The following is a 16,917-nucleotide window of genomic DNA, read 5'->3' on the forward strand; positions in this document are numbered from 1 at the left end:
CCGCCGGAGCGGGTGCCGGGCGAACTCCCGGTCGCTCAGCCGGCTGGACCACGTACCGGGTCCGGTGGAGGCTCGGAGCTGACGCTCGGTCCAGCAGGCCGGACATCCACGACCGAGGGGAGCCCACCGTCGAGGATGCGACGACGCGCACGACGACGCCCACGACGACGCCCACGACGACGCCTCGAGCGCGGCGTCCCAGCAACGACCACGTACCGGTGACCAACCAGGTCAGCGGCTGGTCGGGCACGGGCTGCGGCTCTCGCGTCCCGGTGACCCGTCCGGACGGCCAGTCCCCCCGCAGGGGCCTGGCACGGGAGGCCGGCGGCGCCGACCCGAAGGCGCCACCGGTCCGCGGGGAGCACCGGCGGCGAGGACGACGACGCTCCGAGCAGACGCGGCCCAGCAGGGCTCCGGTCGTCGCGAGCGGCCTCGGGAAACGGCGGCGGGGCTGACGTCGGAGGTGAGAGGGTCCACCATGGCCGTCCGGCAGGAGGACGCACCGACCCGCCCGCACCGGGCGGCTCGACGCGTGGTGCTGCCCGTCGGGGCGCTCTCGGCCGCTGTCGGAGCGCTGGCCCTGGTGACCGCCCCCGGAGCCACGACGGTGGACGGGACCACCTACGACACGACCTTCGTCACCGGCTGGCTGTGGTGGCTCGCCTACGCAGTGGTGCCCGTGGCGGCCGTCCTGGCCTGGCGGGCCCGGGCGAGCTACCTCGCCTACGTGGCCACCGGCACCGTCCTCGTCGTCCCCCAGGTCGTCGTGGCGGCTGTCGTCGCCGTGCGCTACCAGCTCAGCGGGTGGGGGTCCGGGCTGGAGTTCCTGGCCTTCCTCCACCCCGTGGGCCTGTTCTTCCTGACGGCCGTGGTCCTCGGCGCGGTGGGAGCCGTCGACGCGGCGCACCGGCGCCGGCGCCCCACGACCACCTGACGCGTCGTGGCGGGGCGCCACGACGACCCCGCAGCCCTCACCGACGACGGCACGGCCGCCCGCGCGCCACGGTGCCCCGTCCGTCGAGGCCTGACGGCCCGGACCTCGCCCCGTCGGGGCGAGGTCCGATCACCGACCTTTGGCGGGTCGGGCCCGGACCGCCCCACCCGGGACGGATCGGTCGTAGCGTCCCCGCGAGCCCGGGGGGCCCGTCGGTCGGGCACCGGCGAGCAGCCCGCACGACGACGCGGAGGAGGTCCCCTGGTGAGAGCACGCGGTCGAGCGGGCCGGCACGACCGGAGCCGGAGGAGGGCAGGACGGGCGGCCGTCGTCGCCCTGGCCGCGACCCTGGCCCTGTCCTCCTGCTACGCCGTCCAGGACACGAGCTCGACCGTCGAACGGGCGGACACCGTCGGGGAGCCGGTCGGCGACACGCCCGTCACCGACGGCGGGGACCTCGTCATGGGCCTGTCCGCGGAGCCCGACGTGCTGGACCCGACGACGTCCTCCTCCCTCTACACCCGCTACGTCATGGCGTCGATCTGCGAGAAGCTCTACGACATCGACGCGAGCGGCGAGCTGGTGCCGCAGCTGGCGACCGACCTGCCGACCGTCTCCGAGGACGGCCTCGAGGTGGTGATCCCCGTCCGCGAGGGCGTCGTCTTCGCCGACGGGACGCCGTTCGACGCCGAGGCCGTGGCCACGACGCTGCAGCGCCACCTCGACCTGCCCGACTCCTCGCGCGCCAGCGAGATGGGCCCGGTCGCCGACATCACGGCGACGGACGCCACGCACGTGCGCCTCACCTACGAGACGCCGTTCGCGCCCATCACCGCCGCGCTGGCCGACCGGGCCGGGATGATCATGTCGCCGACCGCCCTCGACGAGCTGGGCGAGGACTTCGGCAGCTCGCCGACCTGCGTCGGCCCCTTCCGCTTCGTCGAGCGCGTGCCGCAGACCGAGATCGTCGTCGAGCGCGACCCGCTGTACTACGCCGCCGACGAGGTGCACCTGGACTCGATCACCTACCGGATCATGACCGACGCCTCCATCCGCGCCGCCAACCTTCGCTCGGGCGACGTCCAGGTGGTGGACACCGTGTCCACGCAGGACGCCGACGCCCTCTCCCGCGAGGACGGCATCACGCTGCTGCAGACCGGCTCCCTGGGCTACCAGGCGGTCACCTTCAACGTCGGCAACGTCGACGGCACCGGGGAGCCCCCGGGCGAGGTGGAGACCCCCGAGGCGCAGGACGCCCGGGTGCGGAACGCCTTCTCCCTCGCCGTGGACCGCGAGGCGCTCGTGGCCTCCGTCTTCAACGGGTGGTTCGACCCGGCCTGCTCCCCGATCAGCCCGGACAGCCCCTTCAGCACCCCGGCGAGCGAGGCCTGCCCCGAGCACGACCCGCAGGCGTCGCTGGAGCTGCTGCGTGCGGCCGGCGTCGAGCCGCCGCTGCAGATCGACATGCAGATCTCCAACACGCCGGACTCCCTGCGGCTCGGGCAGGCGCTGCAGGCGTCCGTCCAGGAGGGCGGCTTCGACCTGCGCATCTCCCCGGTCGAGTACTCGACCCTCCTCGACGTCCAGAGCCGCGGCGACTTCCGGATGCTGCAGCTCGGCTGGTCGGGTCGCGTGGACCCGGCGGCCAACACCCAGAACTTCCTGTCCACCGGCGCCGGGAACAACTACTCGGGCTACTCCGACGAGGAGATGGACGCCCTGCTCGTCGAGGCCGCCTCCGGCACCGAGACGGCCGAGCGCGCCGAGGTGTACGGCCGGGTCGTCGAGAAGGTCCAGGAGGACGACCCCGTCGTCTACCTCTACCGGCAGCGCAACCTCACCGCCTTCGCGGACGAGGTCGCCGGCGTCCAGACCTTTGCCGACGGCGTCGTGCGCCTGTCCCGCGTGGCCTTCACGGCCGACGCCGACGACACCACCGCCCGGGAGGGATGACCTGTGGGCCGCTACCTCTTCCACCGCGCCTGGCAGTCGCTCGTCACGCTCGTGCTCGCCTCGGTCGTCGTGTTCCTCGGCGTCCGCGCGCTGCCGGGCGACCCCGCGCTGGCGCTCGCCGGCGAGGAGGCGACCCCCGAGCAGGTCGCCGCCGTCCGCGCCGAGCTGGGGCTCGACCAGTCGCTGCCCGTGCAGTACGGGCACTACGTCGGACAGCTGCTCAGCGGAGACCTCGGCGACTCGACCCGTACCGGCCAGCCGGTCGCCGACCTCATCGCGACGACGCTGCCCGTCACCGCGTGGTTGTCCCTCTACGCGCTGCTCGTCGCGGTGCTCTTCGGGGTCGGCGCGGGCGTCGTCGCCGCCGTCCGCCGCGGCCGCTGGCAGGAGTGGGCCGTCTCTTCGACGTCCGTGCTGCTGCTGTCGGTCCCGAGCTTCTGGATCGGCATCCTCGCCGTCCTCGTCCTCGCCGTCGGGCTGGGCCTGTTCCCCGCCTCCGGCTACGTCTCGCCCCTGGAGGACCCCCTGCGCGCCCTGTGGCACCTCACCATGCCGGCCTTCGTGCTGGGGACGGCGATCTCGGCCGTCGTCATGCGCCAGACCCGCGCCTCGATGCTGGAGACGCTCTCGGCGGACTTCGTCCGCACCGCCCGCGCCAAGGGCCTCTCGTCCCGCCGCGTGCTCGGGCGCTACGCGCTGCGCAACAGCCTCGTCGTCGTCGTGACGGTCGTCGGGCTGCAGCTCGGCGGGCTCATCTCGGGGGCCGTCGTCACCGAGCGGATCTTCGGCCTGCCGGGGCTCGGGCGGCTGACGCTCGACGCCGTGTTCACCCGCGACTACGCGGTGATCCAGGCGGTCGTCATCCTCGTGACCGCCTTCTACGTCGTCATCAACCTCGCCGTCGACGCGCTCTACTCGTTGCTCGACCCGCGCGTGCGGGTGGACGCCTGATGGCCACGGCGACGCCCAGCGCGCGGGCGGAGACGGGCAGGACGGCGGAGCCCGGCGGCGGCGCTCCGGCGGGCGCTCCCCTCGGTGGCGGCGGTGACGGCCTCGGTGGCGGCCGGGGCCGCGTGCTGCGGAAGGTCGTGCGCGACCCCAAGGGCGTCGTCGGGCTCGCGCTGCTCGCCGTCGTCGTGCTCGGAGCGCTGCTGGCGCCGCTGCTCGCCCCGTACGGGCCGACGGAGGTGCACTTCGAGACGCCGTTCCAGCGGCCGCTCACCGTCGGGTACCTCCTGGGCACCGACGACCTCGGCCGGGACGTCCTCTCGCGCATCCTCTTCGGCCTGCGGGCGTCGCTGGAGGTCGGTGCTCTCGCCGTGGGCCTCGCCGTCGTCGTCGGCGTCCCGCTCGGCCTCGTCGCCGGGTGGTGGAGGGGCGTGGACGCCGTCGTCTCCCGGCTGACGGACCTGCTGCTGGCCTTCCCCTTCCTCATCGTCGCCGTGGGCCTGGCGGCGATCGGCGGGGCGAGCCTGGGCAACGCGGCGGTCGCGCTCGGCGTCGCCGCGGTCCCGACGATGATCCGGGTCGTGCGGGCCGAGACGCTCCGCACCCGCGGACGCCCCTTCGTCGACGCCGCCCGCACCATGGACGCGTCCGGGCCGCGGATCCTGGCGCGGCACGTCCTGCCCAACGCGGCCTCGGCGATCATCGTCCAGGCGACGATCATCATGCCGACGGCCGTCATCGGCGAGGCGCTGCTGTCCTTCCTCGGCCTCGGCATCCAGCCCCCGACGCCGAGCCTCGGGATCATGCTCTCCGACGCCCAGCAGTACCTCCTGCGCGCACCGTCCGCGGCGGTCTTCCCCGGCGTCGCGATCGCCGTGATCTGCCTGGGCTTCAACCTCTTCGGCGACGCGCTGCGCGACGCCCTCGACCCCCTCACCGTCCCCGCCCGGCGCCGCCGCCGGCAGAAGGCAGCCGCCCGATGAGCACGACCAGCCCGTCGACCACCTTCGTCCGGCCGCCGTCGGCGGCGGAGCAGCCCACCCGCCCGACGCTCCAGGGCACCTTCGGGATGGCCGCGACGACGCACTGGATCGCCTCCGGCACGGCCATGTCCGTGCTGGAACGAGGTGGCACCGCCGTCGACGCCGCGTGCGCGGCTGCCTTCGTGCTGCACGTCGTCGAGCCGCACCTCAACGGGCCCGGCGGGGACGTCACCGGGCTGGTCGCGACGGCGGACGGCGCTCCGCCGCAGGTCCTCATGGGGCAGGGGCCGGCGCCCGCGGCCGCCACCCCGGAGCACTTCCGCGCCGAGGGGCTCGACCTCGTCCCCGGGGCCGGGGCGCTGGCGGCCGCCGTGCCCGGTGCCGTGGACGCCTGGCTCGTGCTCCTGCGCGACCGGGGCACGTGGGAGCTCGCCGACGTCCTCGCGTACGCCGTCGGCTACGCGCGGCACGGCCACCCGGTGCTCGCCCGGGTCGGCACCACGATCACCGGTGTCGCAGAGCTCTTCACCGAGCACTGGCCGACGTCGGCGGCGCTGTGGATGCCCTCGGGCGCGGCTCCGACCGCCGGCACGAGCATCGAGAACCCCACCTACGCCGCCGTCCTGGAACGGCTCGTCGACGCCGGCCGGGGCCGTCCGAGCCGCGAGGCGCGGGTCGAGGCGGCCCGCTCGGCCTGGGGCGAGGGCTTCGTCGCCGACGCCGTCGACGCCTTCGTCCGCACCCCGCACCGCCACGCGAGCGGGACCGACCACGCCGGGGTCCTGCGCGGGGAGGACATGGCGGAGTTCTCCGCCGGCTTCGAGGACGCCGTGACGCTCGACGTCATGGGCGTCACGGTCGCGAAGACGGCGGCGTGGGGGCAGGGCCCGGTGCTGCTCCAGGCGATGGCGCTGCTCGACACCTTCTCCCCCGCCGAGGTCGACCCGTCGACGGCGGACGGCGCGCACGTCGTCCTCGAGGCCCTCAAGCTCGCGCTCGCGGACCGGGACTGCTGGTACGGCGACCCGGGCCCGGAGGAGGAGCAGGTCCCCCTCACCACCCTGCTCTCGACCGCGTACACGGCCGAGCGGCGCGCTCTGGTCGGCGACGACGCGAGCCACGTCCTGCGCCCCGGCTCGCCCGACGGCCGCACCCCGTTCGTGCCGCCGCTGCGCGAGACCTACGACGCCACGGCCGCGGGCGGCGCGGCCGGGGAGCCGACGGTGGCGCGCTCCGGCTCGACCCGCGGGGACACGTGCCACCTCGACGTCGTCGACCGCTGGGGCACCGTCGTCTCCGCGACGCCGTCGGGCGGGTGGCTGCAGTCCTCGCCGACCGTGCCCGAGCTCGGCTTCTGCCTCGGCACCCGGCTGCAGATGACCTGGCTGGAGGAGGGCTCGCCGTCGACGCTGCGCCCGGGCCGACGGCCGCGGACGACGCTGACGCCGACCCTGCTGCTGCGCGACGGCGTCCCCGTCGCCGGGCTGGGCTCCCCGGGCGGCGACCAGCAGGACCAGTGGCAGCTGACCTACCTGCTGCGCACGCTCCTCGGCGGGTACACCCCGCAGCAGGCGGTCGACGCGCCGGCGCTGCACACGACGTCGATGGCCGGCTCGTTCTGGCCGCGCACCTGGACGCCGGGCGGCGCCGTCGTCGAGGACCGCCTGGGCGAGGACGTCATCGGCTCCCTCGAGCGCCGCGGGCACGTCGTCACCCGCGCCGGGGACTGGGCGCTCGGACGGCTGTCCGTCGTCACGCGGGACCCGGCGACGGGCCTGCTGCAGGCCGCGGCCAACCCCCGCGGCGACCAGGGCTACGCGGTGGGGCGGTGAGCCGGGTGGGTCGTGCGGCCGACGACGCGGCGGGGGGTGGGCTCAGGGGCCGCGCCGCGGCCGGTGCCGGCGGTGCCTTCCGGGCGCTGCGCGCCCGGGTCGCGGGCGGGCGCGACGAGACCGACGCCCCGGTGGTCGCGGACGCGGTGCCCGAGAGGGTCTTCGGCCCGCCGCTGCTCGAGGTGCGGGGGCTCACGGTGACCTACCGCACCGGTGACGACGAGGTGCCCGCCGTGCAGGACGTGGACCTGCTCGTGCGCGAGGGCGAGCGCGTCGCCGTCGTGGGCGAGTCCGGCTCGGGGAAGTCGACGACGGCCGCGGCGCTCATCGGCCTGCTGCCCGGCAGCGGTCGCGTGGCCGCCGGGACGATCTCCTTCGCCGGCGAGGACGTCACGCACGCCTCGGACGCCCGGCTGCTGCGCCTGCGCGGGCGCGAGGTCGGCCTCGTCCCGCAGGACCCGATGAGCAACCTCAACCCCGTCATGCGCGTCGGCGCGCAGGTCGAGGAGGTCCTGCGTGCCCACGGCCTCGCCTCCGGACGCGCGGCGAGGGAGCGCGCCGTCGAGCTGCTCGGCCTGGCCGGGATCCCCGACGCCGCGCGCCGGGCCCGCGCGTTCCCGCACGAGTTCTCCGGCGGCATGCGCCAGCGCGTGCTCATCGCGATCGCCCTGGCGTGCGAGCCGCGGCTGCTCGTCGCCGACGAGCCGACCTCCGCGCTCGACGTCACGGTGCAGCGGCAGATCCTCGACCACCTCGAGCACCTCACCGAGGCCACGGCCACGAGCCGGGGCACGTCGATGCTCCTCGTCACGCACGACCTCGGGCTCGCCGCCGACCGCGCGGACACCGTCGTCGTCATGTCGAGGGGGCGCGTCGTCGAGAGCGGCCCGGCCGCTCGGCTGCTCGTCGACCCGCAGCACGAGTACACCCGCCGGCTCGTCGCGGCGGCGCCGAGCGTCAGCGCGGCGCGTGCCTCCGTCCGCGCGCGCGCCGACGGCGTCACGGGGCCCCGCCGGCACGACACCGCCGACGGCGCCCCGGTGCTCCGGGTCGAGGACGTCACGAAGACCTACCGGGTCCGGGGACGCGGGAACGGCGAGATCACGGCCGTGGACGGCGTCTCGCTCGCCGTCGCCGCCGGCACGACGACGGCCGTCGTCGGCGAGTCGGGCTCGGGCAAGACGACGCTCGCCCGCCTGGCCCTCGGGCTGGAGGCGCCCACGTCCGGGCGGCTCCTCGTCGGCGACGACGTCGTCGGCGAGACCTCCGGGGCCCGGCGGCGCGCCGTGCGACGCGCCATGCAGCCCGTCTTCCAGGACCCCTACGCCTCGCTGGACCCGACGATGAGCGTCGAGCGCCTCGTCGACGAGCCGCTGCGGGTCTTCGGCGAGGGCGACCGCGCCTCACGGCGACGCCGCGTGGGCGAGCTCCTCGACCAGGTGTCCCTGCCGCGGGAGTCCGCGCAGCGCCGTCCCGCGGAGCTCTCGGGCGGGCAGCGCCAGCGCGTCGCCATCGCCCGGGCCCTGGCGGTCGAGCCGCGGCTCGTCGTCCTCGACGAGGCCGTCTCGGCCCTCGACGTCCTCGTCCAGGACCAGGTCCTGCAGCTGCTCGCCGAGCTGCAGGAGGACCTGGGCGTCGCCTACCTCTTCATCACCCACGACCTGGCGGTCGTGCGCCAGGTCGCCCACGAGGTCGCCGTCATGCGCGGCGGCCGGCTCGTCGAGCGCGGCAGCACCGACCAGGTCATGGGCTCCCCCCGCGAGGACTACACGCGCGAGCTGCTCGCGGCCATCCCCGGTGCCGAGTTCTACGCGGCCCGCGCGGGATGAACTCCGTGACATGGTGCGAGCAGGTGGCGCGACGCTAGCATCCTGCGACATGTCGACCCTCTACCTGCGCAACGTCCCTGACGAGCTGGTGGCACGCCTTCGCCGCCTCGCCGACCTGCAGTCCACCTCCGTCGCCGCCGTCGCCGTGCGGGAGCTGGACGAGTCCACCCGTCGGGTCGACAACCCGGCGCTGCTGTCCGCCCTGCCCCACCTCGACGTCCCGACGAGCGTGACGCTCGACGCGGTCGACGACGAGCGCGCGGCCCGCTGAGCGGTCCCTGCCGACCCGTGGCCCTCGTCCTCGACTCCTCCGCGGCGGTCAACGTCCTGCTGAACGCCGGCACCGCCCGCGCGCTCGTCCGCGACGAGCGGCTGCACGCCCCGCACCTCGCGGACAGCGAGGTGGCGAGCGTCCTGCGCCGGCACGTCGCCGCCGGCCGCCTCAGCGCCTCCCACGGGCATGCTGCCCTGGGCACCTGGCAGCGGCTCGGGCTACGACGCCATCCCGCCACCCCCGTCCTCGCGAGGATCTGGGAGCTGCGGGGGGCCGTCAGCGCGTACGACGCCACCTACGTCGCCCTCGCCGAGGCCCTCGGCTGCGCCCTCGTCACCGCTGACGGCCGGCTCAGCCGGGCCCCCGGCCTCCGCTGCCCGGTGACGGTGGTGCCGGACTGACGCGAAGTCCCCGTGGCCGGTCGCCGGCCGAGCAGGGCAGCCGGCCGACGGCGGCACCGGCGGTCCTCAGCGCCGCAGCAGGTGCCGCAGGCCCTCCAGCACCGACCGGTCCTCGATGGTGCTCGGCACCGCCGGGTCGAGGCCGTCGGCGATCTCCCGCAGCGTCCGGCGGAGCACCTTCCCGGACCGGGTCTTCGGCAGCGCCGCGACGACGTCGACGCGCCGCAGCGAGGCGACGGCCCCGACCTCGTCGCGGACCCGCTGGACGACCTGCGCGGCGACCTCCTGCGGTGGTGCCGTCGCCGTGGTCGTGAGGACGACGAGGGCGCGCGGCTCCTGGCCCCGCAGGGCGTCGGCGACGCCGACGACGGCGCACTCGGCGACGTCCGGGTGGCCGATGACCGCGGCCTCCAGCTGCCCCGCCGAGAACCGGTGCCCGGCGACGTTGACGACGTCGTCGGTGCGCCCCAGCACCCGCACGTAGCCGTCCTCGTCGACCGAGCCGCCGTCCCCGGTGACGTAGGAGCCGGGGAACGCGGCCAGCGCGGAGGCGCGCAGGCCGTCGTCGCCGCCCCAGACCCCGACGAGCGTGCCCGGCGGCAGCGGCAGGCGCAGGCACAGCGCCCCCTCCTCCCCCGGCCCGACCTCGCGCCCGGCGGCGTCGAGGACGCGGACGTCGTAGCCGGGCGAGGGGACCGACGGCGAGCCGGGCTTGAGCGGCAGCTCCTGCAGGCCCCGCGGCGAGCAGGCGATCGGCCAGCCGGTCTCGGTCTGCCACCAGTTGTCGACGACGGGGACGCCCAGGTGCTCGCCCGCCCAGGCCCACGTGTCGGGGTCGAGCCGCTCCCCCGCCAGGTACAGCGCCCGCAGGCTCGACCGGTCGTGCCCCTCGGCGAGCGCCAGCTCCGGGTCCCGGGCGCGGACGGCCCGCACCGCGGTGGGCGCGGTGAAGAGGACGGCGACGCCGTGCTCCTCCACGGCGCGCCACAGCTCGCCGGCGTCGGGCGTGCCCACCGGCTTGCCCTCGTAGAGCACCGTCGTGCACCCCGCGAGCAGGGGCCCGTAGACGATGTAGGAGTGGCCGACGACCCATCCCACGTCGCTGGCCGTGAGGACGACGTCGCCCGCCTCCAGGCCGAAGAGGTGGCGCACCGACCACGCGAGAGCGACCGCGTGGCCGCCGTGGTCGCGCACCACCCCCTTGGGGCGGCCCGTCGTCCCCGAGGTGTGCAGCACGTAGAGCGGGTCGGTGGCCGCGACCTCGACGCACTCGGCGGGCGGCGCCGCCCCCGGGCGCAGGACCTCGGCCCACGTCAGGTCCCGCCCCGGCACGAGGTCCGCGGTCACCTGCGGCCGCTGGAGGACGACGCAGTGCGCGGGCGCGTGCTCGGCGCGGGCCAGGGCCGCCTCGAGCAGGGGCATGTACTCCACGACCCGGGACGGCTCGAGCCCGCACGAGGCGGTGACGACGACGACCGGCTGCGCGTCGTCGACGCGGGCGGCGAGCTCGGCGGCGGCGAAGCCGCCGAAGACGACGACGTGGACGGCGCCGATGCGCGCGCACGCGAGCATGGCGACGACGGCCTCGGGGACCATCGGCAGGTAGAGCAGGACGCGGTCGCCCCGGTCGACGCCGAGCGCGCGCAGGGCGCCGGCGAGCCGGGCCGACTGGTCGAGCAGCTCGGCGTAGGTCAGGGTGCGCCGCTCGCCGGTGTACGCGCTGTGGTGGACGACCGCGGCCTGGTCCCCCCGGCCGGCGACCACGTGCCGGTCGAGGCAGTTGTACGCGGTGCTGAGCGTCGCGCCGCGGAACCACCGCGGGAGGACGGCGCCCTCCGCCGCGTTGGCGGCCGGGTCCAGCGCCCTCGTCGGGCGGCGGATCCAGCTGATCGACCGCGCCGCCTCGAGCCAGAAGGCGTCGGGGTCCTCCAGCGACCGCCGGTGCGCGGCCTCCCACGCCCCGCCCGCGGTGACGCTGCCCGTGCCCTGCGACCCCGTCGTCATGGCCCCATCCTGGCCGACGCGCGTCGGGCGGCGCCCCAGCGGCCGGCCGGAGCACGGCGGGCCGGGGAGCGGCGGGCCGGCGGACTCGCGGGGCTGGCAGGCTCGGTGCCCGTGAGCCCCTCCCCCTCCGGCCTGGACCCGCGGGCGCTGCCCGAGCACGTGCTCGCCTTCCTCGCGGAGCGGCACCTGGCGACCCTGACGTCGCTGCGCGGCGACGGCAGCCCGCACGTCGTGCCCGTCGGCTTCACGTGGGACGACGAGCAGGGCCTGGTGCGCGTCATCACCTCCGGCGACTCGGTCAAGGCGCGGCTGGCCGCCCGCCACGGGCGCGCCGCCGTGTGCCAGGTGGACGGCGGTCGCTGGCTCACGCTCGAGGGACCCGTGGAGGTGCTCCGCGACGCCGCGGCGGTGCGCGACGGCGAGCAGCGCTACGCCGCCCGCTACCGCACGCCGCGGGAGAACCCGCGCCGCGTCGTCCTCGCCATCACCGTCGACCGCGTCCTCGGCCGGGTACCCCCGCCCGCGGGCTGAGAGCCCCGGAGGCGCCGCCGGGGGCCGCACGACGGGGGCCGGGCGACGGGGGCCGGACGCCGGGGTCAGTCCGGCGCGGTCACCATCACCTCGACGGCCCGCGCGAGCAGCGCGTCCACGGGGGCCTCGGCGTAGGCGCGCCGGCCGCGCCGGGCGCGGAAGACGGCGCCGCGCACCTCGTCGACGGCGAGGGCGTCGCCGTCGTCGAAGTAGCCGCGCAGGCGGTCGCACAGGTCGTCGACCTCGCCCACGTGGTAGCCGCGGTGCAGCCCGGAGGCCCGCGCCGCCCGCTCGCCGCGACGGCGGCGCAGGCGGCCGGTGACGGTCCGCGCCCGCGCGGCGAGGTCCTCCAGGTAGGCGTCCCGGCCGCGCCGGGCGACGGAGAGCTCCCGCTCGTGCCGGGCGACGGCGTCCTCGAGCCGGGCCAGCGCCGCGTCCACGGCGACGACGTCGTAGCCGTGGCGGTGCAGGTCGAAGCAGGTGGAGCGGACCTCCTCGGAGGTGAGGTCGAGCGCCGACCCCGCCCGCGCCGCCGGCACGCCGCTCGAGCGCACCCCGCCCCCGGGCACGTCGTCGCCCTCGCCGGGGGGGCGTCCGCCGAGGCGCTCGTACGCCTGGCGGGCCGCGGCGAAGAAGTCGTCGACCTGCGCGGCGTCGTAGCCGCGCGAGAGCCGCCCGACCCGGGGGAAGGCGTCCACGGGCGAGGACTCTGCCAGAGAGCCCGCCGCCGCCCGCCGAGGCGCGCGAGGGGACCCGGGGGCACGCGTGCGCGTCCGGGCCGACCGGGCGTCAGTCGCGGCGCGAGGACCCGAGCGTGAGCGGGACCGGCGCGCCCGCGGGACCGCCGGCCGACGGCTGCGCGAGGTCCGCGGCGGCGAGCTGGCCGCAGGCGCCGTCGATGTCACGACCGCGCGTGTCGCGCACGGTGGTGGGGACGCCGTGCGCCCGCAGCCGCTCGACGAAGGTCCGCTCCACCCGCGGGTCGGACGCGGTCCAGCGCGACCCCGGGGTGGGGTTGAGCGGGATGGGGTTGACGTGCACCCAGCCACGCCCTCGACGGTTCAGCTCGGTGCCGAGCAGGTCCGCCCGCCACGCCTGGTCGTTGACGTCGCGGATCAGCGCGTACTCGATGGACACGCGACGCCCGGTGGCCTCGAAGTAGCGGCGCGCGGCGTCGAGCGCCTCGCCCACCTTCCACCGCGTGTTGATCGGCACGAGCTCGTCGCGCAGCTCGTCGTCGGGCGCGTGCAGGCTGAGGGCCAGCGTCATCGGGATGCCCTCGCCCGCCAGCCGGTCGATCGCCGGCACCAGGCCCACGGTCGACATGGTGATCCCCCGGGCCGACATGCCGAGGCCCTCGGGAGCCGGCGCCACCATGCGGCGGACGGCGGCGATCGCCGACCGGTAGTTGGCGAGCGCCTCGCCCATCCCCATGAAGACGACGTTGCTGACCCGCAGCGCCTCGCCGACGTCTCCCGTCGCGTCGCCGTTGCCGTCCGCGGACGTCGTCCGCTCCCGGTCCCCGTCACGGGTCTCGGCGACGAGGGAGCGCGCGGCCGCGACGACCTGCTCGACGATCTCGGCGGTGGAGAGGTTGCGGGTGAGCCCGGCCTGCCCGGTCGCGCAGAAGGGGCAGTTCATGCCGCACCCCGCCTGGCTGGACAGGCAGAGGGTGACGCGCCCGGGGTACTTCATGAGCACGCTCTCGACGAGCGCCCCGTCGTGCAGGCGCCACAGGGCCTTGCGGGTCGCCCCGCCGTCGGCGGTCATCTCCCGCACCGGGGTGAGCAGCGTCGGCAGGAGCGCGGCGACCACCTCCTCGCGGCGGCCCTTCGGCAGGTCCGTCATCTGCGCGGGGTCGGTGACCAGCCGCTCGAAGTAGTGCGTCGAGAGCTGCTTGGCCCGGAAGGCCGGCAGGCCGAGCTCGGCGACGGCGGCGGCGCGCTCGTCGGGCGCGAGGTCGGCGAGGTGGCGCGGCGGCTTGCCGCGGCGCGGGGCGGAGAAGGTCAGCTGACCGGGGGCGGGAGGCATGGCGGCTCCAGGGTCGCACGCCGGGCCGGCCCCTGGCGCCCGGCACTCAGCCCCGCCAGGTCCCCCAGCGGCGGACGAGCTCGCGACCGGCGACCGCGCACGTGTCCGGCAGGAGCAGCCGCTCCCAGGCGACGAGGTCCACGGGGCGGCCGGTGAGCGCCGCGACGAGCAGCGTCCAGGCCGTCCCGTGGCCGACGAGCACCAGGTCGCGGACCCCGTCCCGCGCCGCCGCGGCGGCGTGGACGTCCACCGCGGCGACGACGCGCTCGCGCGTGCTGGCCGCCGTCTCCCAGCCCGGGGCGGCCGGCGCGCCCTGGCTGACGAGCGAGCGGTGGATGCGCACCGCGTAGTCGTCGAGCCAGCCGGCGGGGCGCGCCTGCTCCCCCAGCGCCGGGTCGACGGCGACGTCGGCGTCGGTGAGGAGCCCGGCGGTCTCGCGGGCCTTGGGCTCCGCCGAGCACACCCACCGGGCGCGCCCGGGCAGCACCCCGCTCTCGCGCAGGGCCGTCACCCCGCCCGTGTGCTCGGGGTGCAACCCCCACGTCGACGGCGGCCGGGAGGGGTCGACGAGCGGTCGACCGTGCCGGACGAGGTGCAGCACGACCTCGGCGCCGCCCCTCGCGCCCGGGGCCCCCGGGGCGTCCGCGGTCACGAGGCGGGCACCAGCAGCGCCAGCACCACCCAGGCGACGGGCGCGGTGACGAGCAGCGAGTCGAGCCGGTCCATGACGCCCCCGTGGCCGGGCAGCGTGGTGCCCATGTCCTTGATGCCGAGGTCGCGCTTGAGCATGGACTCCGCGAGGTCGCCGAAGGTGGCGGTCAGCCCGACGAGCGCGCCGAGCAGCACGCCCGCCCACCACGGCCCGTCGAGGAGCAGGACGACCCCGGCGGCGCCGACGACGAGCGACAGGAGCACGGAGCCGGCGAGCCCCTCGCGGGACTTCTTCGGGCTCACCGACGGCGCGAGGGGGTGGCGCCCGAGCGTGGCCCCGGCGGCGTAGCCGCCGACGTCGCTCGCGACGACGGCCGCGACGAAGACGAGCACCCTCATCTGCCCGTCCGGCTGGGCGAGCATGAGGACGACCGCGGAGGCCAGGAGCGGGATCCAGGCCAGGGCGAGCAGGCCCGCCGCGACGTCGCGGACGGCGCCGTCGCGCCCCTCGGCGACGCGCCACGCCGCCACGACCACGCAGGTGAGGCCGAAGACGACGAGCGCCGCCTCCGCGCCCTCGACGTAGGCCGCGACGAGCAGCAGCGCCCCTCCGACGAGGACGGGCACCCGCGGCACGACGAGGTGACGCTCGGCGAGCGCCGCGGACACCTCGAGCACCCCCACGACGGCGGCGACGAGGACGAAGACGAGGAAGGCCGGTCGCAGCAGCAGCAACGAGGCGAGGAACACGCCGCCGATGAGCAGGCCCACGCCGATGGCGGCGGGGAGGTCGCGCCCCGCGCTGCGACGACGGGGAGCCGGGGGCGGCGGGGCAGCACCCGCCGTCGTCGGCCCGGCCGTCGTCGGCCCCGTCGTCGTCGGCCCCGTCGTCGTCGGCCCCGTCGTCGTCGGCCCGGCCGTCGTCGGGGCCCCCGGGACGGGGTCGGGCGACGTACCGGTCGGTCTGCGGTCGCTCGCCACGGGTCCTCCTCGCGCTGGTCCACCGGCGCCGTCGCCGGGTCGGCGGCGGCCCCGGGGTCGGGACCACCGCGGTACGTCGTGCTGGGCGCGGGTCACACGTCGAGCAGGTCGTTCTCCTTGCGCTTGAGCATGTCGTCGATGGCGTCGACGTGGACCTTCGTGAGCCGCTCCAGCTCCTTCTCGGCGCGGCCCACCTCGTCCTCCCCCGCCTCGCCGTCCTTGGCGATGCGGTCGAGCTCCTCCTTCGCCCGGCGACGGACGCCCCGGACGGTGATCTTGCCGTCCTCGCCCTTCGTGCGGGCGAGCTTGACGTAGTCGCGGCGCCGCTCGGCGGTGAGCTCCGGCATCTGCAGCCGGATGACGTTGCCGTCGTTGCTGGGGTTCACGCCGAGGTCGGAGTCGCGCAGGGCGCGCTCGACGGAGCCGAGCGTGCTGCGGTCGAAGGGGCTGACCAGCACGGTGCGGGCCTCGGGGGCCGCGACGGACGCCAGCTGCTGCAGCGGCGTCGGGGCGCCGTAGTAGTCGACCATGACCTTGGAGAACATCGCGGGGTTGGCGCGCCCGGTGCGGATCGCCGCGAGGTCCTCCTTGGCGACCTCGACGGCCTTGTCCATCTTGTCCTCGGCATCGAGGAGGGTGTCGTCGATCACTCGGGGCTCCTTCGTCGCGCCGCCGCACCGCCCGAGGGGCGGAGCGCGCGCTCGCTGCTGGTGGTGCGTCCTGGCCTGGTGGGGTGCCGGGGGCGGCGCTCAGCCGGCCTCGACGAGCGTGCCGATCTTCTCACCCCGGACCGCCGCCGCCACGTCGCCGTCGCCCATGCCGAAGACGACCATGGGCAGCCCGTTGTCCATGCAGAGGCTGAAGGCGGTGGCGTCGAGCACCTTGAGCCCGCGCGCCAGGGCGTCCGCGTACGTGAGGTGCTCGAGCCGCTCCGCGGACGGGTCGCGGCGCGGGTCCGCGGTGTAGACGGCGTCGACGCCGTTCTTGGCCATGAGGACCACGTCGGAGTGCGTCTCGAGCGCACGCTGCGCCGCGACGGTGTCGGTGGAGAAGAAGGGCATGCCCGCGCCGGCGCCGAAGATGACCACGCGGCCCTTCTCCAGGTGCCGGATCGCGCGGCGCGGGATGTACGGCTCCGCCACCTGGCCCATCGTGATGGCGCTCTGGACCCGCGTCTCGACCCCCTTCTGCTCGAGGAAGTCCTGGAGCGCGAGCGCGTTCATCACCGTCCCGAGCATGCCCATGTAGTCGGCGCGGGAGCGGTCCATCCCCCGCTGGGACAGCTCGGCGCCGCGGAAGAAGTTGCCGCCGCCGACGACGACGGACACCTGCACGCCCTCGCGCACCGCGTCGGCGATCTCCGCGGCCACGCGGTTGACCACGTCGGGGTCGACACCGGTGGCACCGCCGCCGAAGGTCTCGCCCGAGAGCTTGAGGAGCACACGGCGGGGTCGGGCGGGCGTCGTCGGGCTCACGGGGCTCCTCGGGGTGGGACGGTGCTGTGGCGGGCGGTGCGCGGATCAGCCGGTCTCGGGCGTCACGTCCTCGGGCGTCAGGTCCGGGGC

16 protein-coding genes are annotated in these 16,917 nt (G+C 76.3%); 9 read left to right on the plus strand and 7 right to left on the minus strand.

Annotation, left to right across the window (positions count from 1 at the left end; genetic code table 11):
- The first annotated feature begins 478 nt into the window (after positions 1-478).
- From WDZ17_RS08475 to WDZ17_RS08510, 8 genes are all read left to right on the plus strand, one after another.
- Positions 479-934 (plus strand): hypothetical protein, encoded by a 456-nt coding sequence (locus WDZ17_RS08475; RefSeq protein ID WP_339574711.1) that lies wholly within the window; start codon positions 479-481, stop codon positions 932-934.
- Positions 935-1,198: 264 nt separating this feature from the next.
- Positions 1,199-2,887 (plus strand): ABC transporter substrate-binding protein, encoded by a 1,689-nt coding sequence (locus WDZ17_RS08480; RefSeq protein WP_339574712.1) that lies wholly within the window; start codon positions 1,199-1,201, stop codon positions 2,885-2,887.
- Positions 2,888-2,890: 3 nt separating this feature from the next.
- Positions 2,891-3,838, plus strand: coding sequence for an ABC transporter permease (locus WDZ17_RS08485; protein ID WP_339574713.1), 948 nt, complete (start codon positions 2,891-2,893; stop codon positions 3,836-3,838).
- Complete coding sequence (locus tag WDZ17_RS08490) at positions 3,838-4,818, plus strand: ABC transporter permease (protein WP_339574714.1); 981 nt, start codon at positions 3,838-3,840, stop codon at positions 4,816-4,818. Before WDZ17_RS08485 ends, WDZ17_RS08490 begins: the two co-directional genes overlap by 1 nt.
- Positions 4,815-6,650 (plus strand): gamma-glutamyltransferase family protein, encoded by a 1,836-nt coding sequence (locus WDZ17_RS08495; RefSeq protein WP_339574715.1) that lies wholly within the window; start codon positions 4,815-4,817, stop codon positions 6,648-6,650. The genes WDZ17_RS08490 and WDZ17_RS08495 overlap by 4 nt, the downstream gene beginning before the upstream one ends.
- A 131-nt stretch (positions 6,651-6,781) precedes the next feature.
- Complete coding sequence (locus WDZ17_RS08500; protein ID WP_422631907.1) at positions 6,782-8,479, plus strand: dipeptide ABC transporter ATP-binding protein; 1,698 nt, start codon at positions 6,782-6,784, stop codon at positions 8,477-8,479.
- 49 nt (positions 8,480-8,528) lie between these two features.
- Positions 8,529-8,750, plus strand: coding sequence for a hypothetical protein (locus tag WDZ17_RS08505; protein WP_339574717.1), 222 nt, complete (start codon positions 8,529-8,531; stop codon positions 8,748-8,750).
- A 17-nt stretch (positions 8,751-8,767) separates the two neighbouring features.
- Entirely contained in the window at positions 8,768-9,154 is a 387-nt protein-coding gene (locus WDZ17_RS08510; protein ID WP_339574718.1) for a type II toxin-antitoxin system VapC family toxin, read from the plus strand.
- Positions 9,155-9,220: 66 nt separating this feature from the next.
- Here WDZ17_RS08510 and WDZ17_RS08515 read toward each other — a convergent pair whose 3' ends face one another.
- On the minus strand, positions 9,221-11,158 hold the full coding sequence (locus tag WDZ17_RS08515) for an AMP-binding protein (protein WP_339574719.1): 1,938 nt from the start codon (positions 11,156-11,158) through the stop codon (positions 9,221-9,223).
- A gap of 111 nt (positions 11,159-11,269) precedes the next feature.
- Here WDZ17_RS08515 and WDZ17_RS08520 point away from each other — a divergent pair, with 111 nt between their 5' ends.
- Positions 11,270-11,689: a pyridoxamine 5'-phosphate oxidase family protein gene (locus tag WDZ17_RS08520; protein WP_339574720.1), complete on the plus strand. Its 420-nt coding sequence runs from the start codon at positions 11,270-11,272 to the stop codon at positions 11,687-11,689.
- A gap of 65 nt (positions 11,690-11,754) precedes the next feature.
- On the opposite strand, the gene WDZ17_RS08525 is transcribed toward WDZ17_RS08520, so the two are convergent.
- From WDZ17_RS08525 to pyrH, 6 genes are all read right to left on the minus strand, one after another.
- On the minus strand, positions 11,755-12,387 hold the full coding sequence (locus WDZ17_RS08525; protein WP_339574721.1) for a DivIVA domain-containing protein: 633 nt from the start codon (positions 12,385-12,387) through the stop codon (positions 11,755-11,757).
- Positions 12,388-12,478: 91 nt separating this feature from the next.
- Positions 12,479-13,720: a 23S rRNA (adenine(2503)-C(2))-methyltransferase RlmN gene (gene rlmN / locus WDZ17_RS08530; protein WP_339574722.1), complete on the minus strand. Its 1,242-nt coding sequence runs from the start codon at positions 13,718-13,720 to the stop codon at positions 12,479-12,481.
- 46 nt (positions 13,721-13,766) lie between these two features.
- A complete protein-coding gene (locus WDZ17_RS08535) occupies positions 13,767-14,372 on the minus strand; it encodes a histidine phosphatase family protein (protein ID WP_339574723.1) in 606 nt (201 codons plus the stop codon).
- Positions 14,369-15,352: a phosphatidate cytidylyltransferase gene (locus WDZ17_RS08540; RefSeq protein ID WP_339574724.1), complete on the minus strand. Its 984-nt coding sequence runs from the start codon at positions 15,350-15,352 to the stop codon at positions 14,369-14,371. Before WDZ17_RS08540 ends, WDZ17_RS08535 begins: the two co-directional genes overlap by 4 nt.
- Before the next feature lie 92 nt (positions 15,353-15,444).
- Positions 15,445-16,002 carry a ribosome recycling factor gene (gene frr / locus WDZ17_RS08545; RefSeq protein ID WP_339574725.1) on the minus strand — a complete coding sequence of 186 codons (558 nt, stop codon included), beginning with the start codon at positions 16,000-16,002 and terminating at the stop codon, positions 15,445-15,447.
- A 99-nt stretch (positions 16,003-16,101) separates the two neighbouring features.
- The gene (gene pyrH, locus WDZ17_RS08550; protein WP_339574726.1) at positions 16,102-16,827 is read right to left on the minus strand and encodes a UMP kinase; all 726 of its coding nucleotides are present in this window, start codon (positions 16,825-16,827) and stop codon (positions 16,102-16,104) included.
- Positions 16,828-16,917 lie beyond the last annotated feature (90 nt).

The sequence above is a fragment of the Pseudokineococcus basanitobsidens genome (assembly GCF_037482545.1).
GTDB classification, from domain to species: domain Bacteria; phylum Actinomycetota; class Actinomycetes; order Actinomycetales; family Quadrisphaeraceae; genus Pseudokineococcus; species Pseudokineococcus basanitobsidens.